This window comes from Vibrio ordalii ATCC 33509 (genome assembly GCA_000257205.1).
Classification (GTDB): domain Bacteria; phylum Pseudomonadota; class Gammaproteobacteria; order Enterobacterales; family Vibrionaceae; genus Vibrio; species Vibrio ordalii.
Genome location: AEZC01000143.1, coordinates 1 through 3619 on the forward strand (window position 1 = coordinate 1; position 3619 = coordinate 3619).

At 42.5% G+C, this 3619-nt stretch carries 3 protein-coding genes and 1 pseudogene; all 4 read left to right on the forward strand.

Annotated elements, in window-relative coordinates; all coding sequences use genetic code 11:
- Positions 1 to 94: pseudogene (locus VOR_RS17080) on the forward strand (GAF domain-containing protein); the annotation flags it as partial.
- 99 nt (positions 95 to 193) lie between these two features.
- Positions 194 to 823: an RNA chaperone ProQ gene (gene proQ / locus VOR_RS0110340; protein WP_010319636.1), complete on the forward strand. Its 630-nt coding sequence runs from the start codon at positions 194 to 196 to the stop codon at positions 821 to 823.
- 17 nt (positions 824 to 840) lie between these two features.
- Positions 841 to 2835, forward strand: a complete 1995-nt coding sequence (gene prc, locus VOR_RS0110345; protein WP_010319637.1) for a carboxy terminal-processing peptidase — start codon at positions 841 to 843, stop codon at positions 2833 to 2835.
- A 141-nt stretch (positions 2836 to 2976) separates the two neighbouring features.
- Positions 2977 to 3619: hypothetical protein (locus tag VOR_RS0110350; protein ID WP_010319638.1), on the forward strand; the 643-nt coding region annotated here is incomplete at its 3' end.

Genomic DNA, 3619 nt, shown 5'->3' on the forward strand with positions numbered 1-3619 from the left:
AATTGGCCGTTTTTCTGAAATTGATGAGAAAGGGGTAACAGAATTAATGATTGAGATAGAAAAGCTGCTCAATTCACACGCTAACAAGGCATAAATTGGTCATTGCCTGTGGTTTTTCGCATTTAGGTCACTATAATACCGGACATATTTATCTTAATGCCTCGCGGAAAGACCGCATAAACCAGGAATCCTCATGGAAAACACTGAAAAGTTAAAAAACAGCAAAGAAGTTATTGCGTACATTGCTGAATGTTTCCCTAAGTGCTTTACTTTAGAAGGTGAAGCAAAGCCTCTGAAAATTGGTATTTTTCAAGATCTTGCTGAACGCCTAAACGAAGACTCAAAAGTAAGCAAAACACAGCTACGTGCTGCGTTAAGACAATACACGTCGTCATGGCGTTATCTACATGGTGTTAAACTTGGTGCAACTCGTGTTGACCTTGATGGGAACCCATGTGGTGAGTTAGAAGAAGAACATGTAGAGCACGCACAAGCTGCATTGGCAGAAAGCAAAGCTCGAGTACAGGCTCGTCGTAAAGAGCAAGGACAAAAAGCCCGCGAAGAAGCAAAAGCGAAGCAACCAAAAGCGAAAAAGCCTCAAGCACAAGCTCGTCGTCCTCAAGTGAAAGCGCCAGCAGTTGAAAAACCTGTCGAGACGCGCGCTTTAAATGCTGATGAAATGATCACTGGCAAGCAAGTGAACGTAAACATGGGTAAAGGAAACATGGCAGCGACTATTGTTGAAGTTAATAAGGAAGATGTGCGCGTTCAACTTGTCAACGGCCTACAAATGGTCGTGAAAGTGGAGCACTTGCGCGCATAAAGGAGAAATCCCTACGCATGAAATGCCGTTCAAAATTAACGTTGATCGCTGCTGGCCTATGGCTAGCAGCGTCATCCGTTCAGGCTTTAGAAGCCACTCTCAGCAAAGAAGATTTACCTCTTCTTGCCCCAGAAATGCAGCATGAAACGGCGAGTAAGCGTGTGACTTCCCGTTTTACTCGTTCTCATTACAAACACTTCAACTTGAATGACGATTTCTCGCAAGCTATCTTCAATCGTTATCTCGAACTGCTGGACTACAACCGCAATATCTTTACTCAGAGCGATATTGATTCCTTTCATACGTGGTCGACACAACTTGATGATCAACTCAAGGCTGGCAATAACCAAATTGCATTTGATGTTTATAACTTATCAATGCAAAAGCGCTTTGAGCGTTTTCAATATGCGCTTTCTCTGCTCGACAAAGAAATTACATTTGAAGCCGATGAATCGATGGAACTTGACCGCTCAAAAGCGGCTTGGCCGAAAGATAAAATCGAGCTCGATAAGTTATGGCAGCAACGTGTCAAATATGATGCACTGAACTTAAAGCTTACGGGTAAAGAGTGGCCGGAAATTAAAGAAACGCTAGGCAAGCGTTATAATAACGCGATCAAACGTCTGTCTCAGACCCACAGCGAAGATGTATTTCAGCTTTATATGAATGCTTTTGCGCGTGAAGTTGATCCGCACACCAGTTATCTTTCTCCACGTAATGCCGAGCAGTTCCAATCAGAAATGAATCTTTCATTGGAAGGGATTGGTGCTGTGCTGCAAATGACCGACGACTACACTATCATTCGTTCGTTAGTTGCGGGTGGTCCTGCCTCAAATAGCAAGCAGTTGGGTGAAGGCGATCGTATTATTGGTGTGGGCCAAGATGGCAAAGAGATGGTTGATGTTATCGGCTGGCGTTTAGATGATGTCGTACAACTGATCAAAGGCCCGAAAGGCACTAAGGTGAAGTTGCAGGTTTTGCCGGAAGGTAAAGATGCTAAAAGTCACGTTGTCACTATTGTTCGAGATAAAATTCGTTTAGAAGATCGAGCGGTTAAATCACAAATCATCGAGAAAAATGGCAAGAAAATCGGCGTGCTTGAAGTCCCTAGCTTCTATGTCGGTTTAGCGCAAGACACGGACAAATTGCTGACTGAACTGAAGCAGAAAAAAGTGGATGGCGTGATCGTCGATTTGCGTAATAACGGTGGGGGTGCATTAACGGAAGCGACGGCATTATCCGGCTTATTTATTGAAAGCGGCCCGGTTGTGCAAGTTCGCGATAGCTATGGACGAGTAAACGTCAATAGTGACACGGATGGAAAAATCAGTTATCAGGGTCCTATGACGGTATTGGTGAATCGCTACAGCGCATCAGCCTCAGAAATTTTTGCAGCGGCAATGCAAGATTATGGACGAGCGATTATTGTTGGCGAAAACTCATTCGGTAAGGGAACGGTTCAACAGCATCGCTCGTTGAATCATATCTACGACTTGTTTGATAAAGAATTAGGCTACGTTCAATATACGATTCAGAAATTTTATCGTATCGATGGTGGTAGTACGCAGAATAAAGGTGTGGTGCCTGATATTGCGTTACCCACTGCGATTGAAGCAAAAGATACTGGTGAGAGCGTTGAACCTAATGCGCTTCCTTGGGATCAAATTGAGCGAGCTAAATACGACAAGTTACAAGCGAATGAAAAACTGATTGTTAAGTTATCTGCGCAGCATCAAGCTCGTATTGCCAACGATATGGAGTTCGGTTTCATTAACGAGGATATTGCAAAGTATAAAGCGGAGAAAGATGACAACACCATTTCTCTCAATGAATCTGTGCGTAAGCAAGAAAGCGACAAGGCAGATGAATTGCGTTTGGCGCGGATTAACATGCGACAAGCCGTCAATGGTTTGAAACCCTATAAAACCTTGCAAGATGTGCCTAAAGATTATGAAGCTCCAGATGTTTATTTAGAAGAAGCAGTGGCGATCACTGTTGATATGCTAAATTAGCCATCGGTGTTAATAAAAAGCGAGCTTTAGTGCTCGCTTTTTTGATCTTATTTAAACCAAATAAATAACGTGATACAGATCAAAGATTTCGCTTTATCGTACAACTGGTTCTAAGCTTAAGAAAAAAGCAAGGAGCGTGTTATGAAATGGATAAGCATCATTTTTACCTGCATTGTTCTTATTAGTACCAGTACGGTACAAGGCAGTGGTATCAGGACGCATCAAGACTTAACTCAGTTTGATCTCCCTTTTTTACTTGGTGATTGGTACCTGCTTAACCCTAATCTCGACAGCTCTTCCGATGACTTCCGTTCCATTAAATTGACCTTGGAATCGAATTATCGCTTTAAGATTGATATTCAAAAGAAAAATTATAATGTGGATCACTGGGAAGGCGAATTTGACGCCAGCGATAGCACCTTGATTTTGGGTCTCAATTCATCACAACCTCAAGTCTACCAATACCAAGTGAATCATAACATGCTCAACTTAAACGGCATTATCTTCACTAAAGCTTTATCAAATGCGTTGGCTGGGGTGTGGTCTAGTAAACGAATATTTGGTGAAGATGCGATAGCAACCGATATTAGCCAACTTGATCTCGTTTTACAGCCGGATTTTGTGTTTATGTTCAAAGTGAGTGGTGCCAATGGTAACGAATCGATCCATAAAGGTGTCTATTACACTGAAGGTGATCATTTGGTGCTCCTTTATGAAGACGGAGAGCATGATACTCGCTATACGCTTGTTAGTGACATGTTAACATTGGAAGTGGAAAATGGTT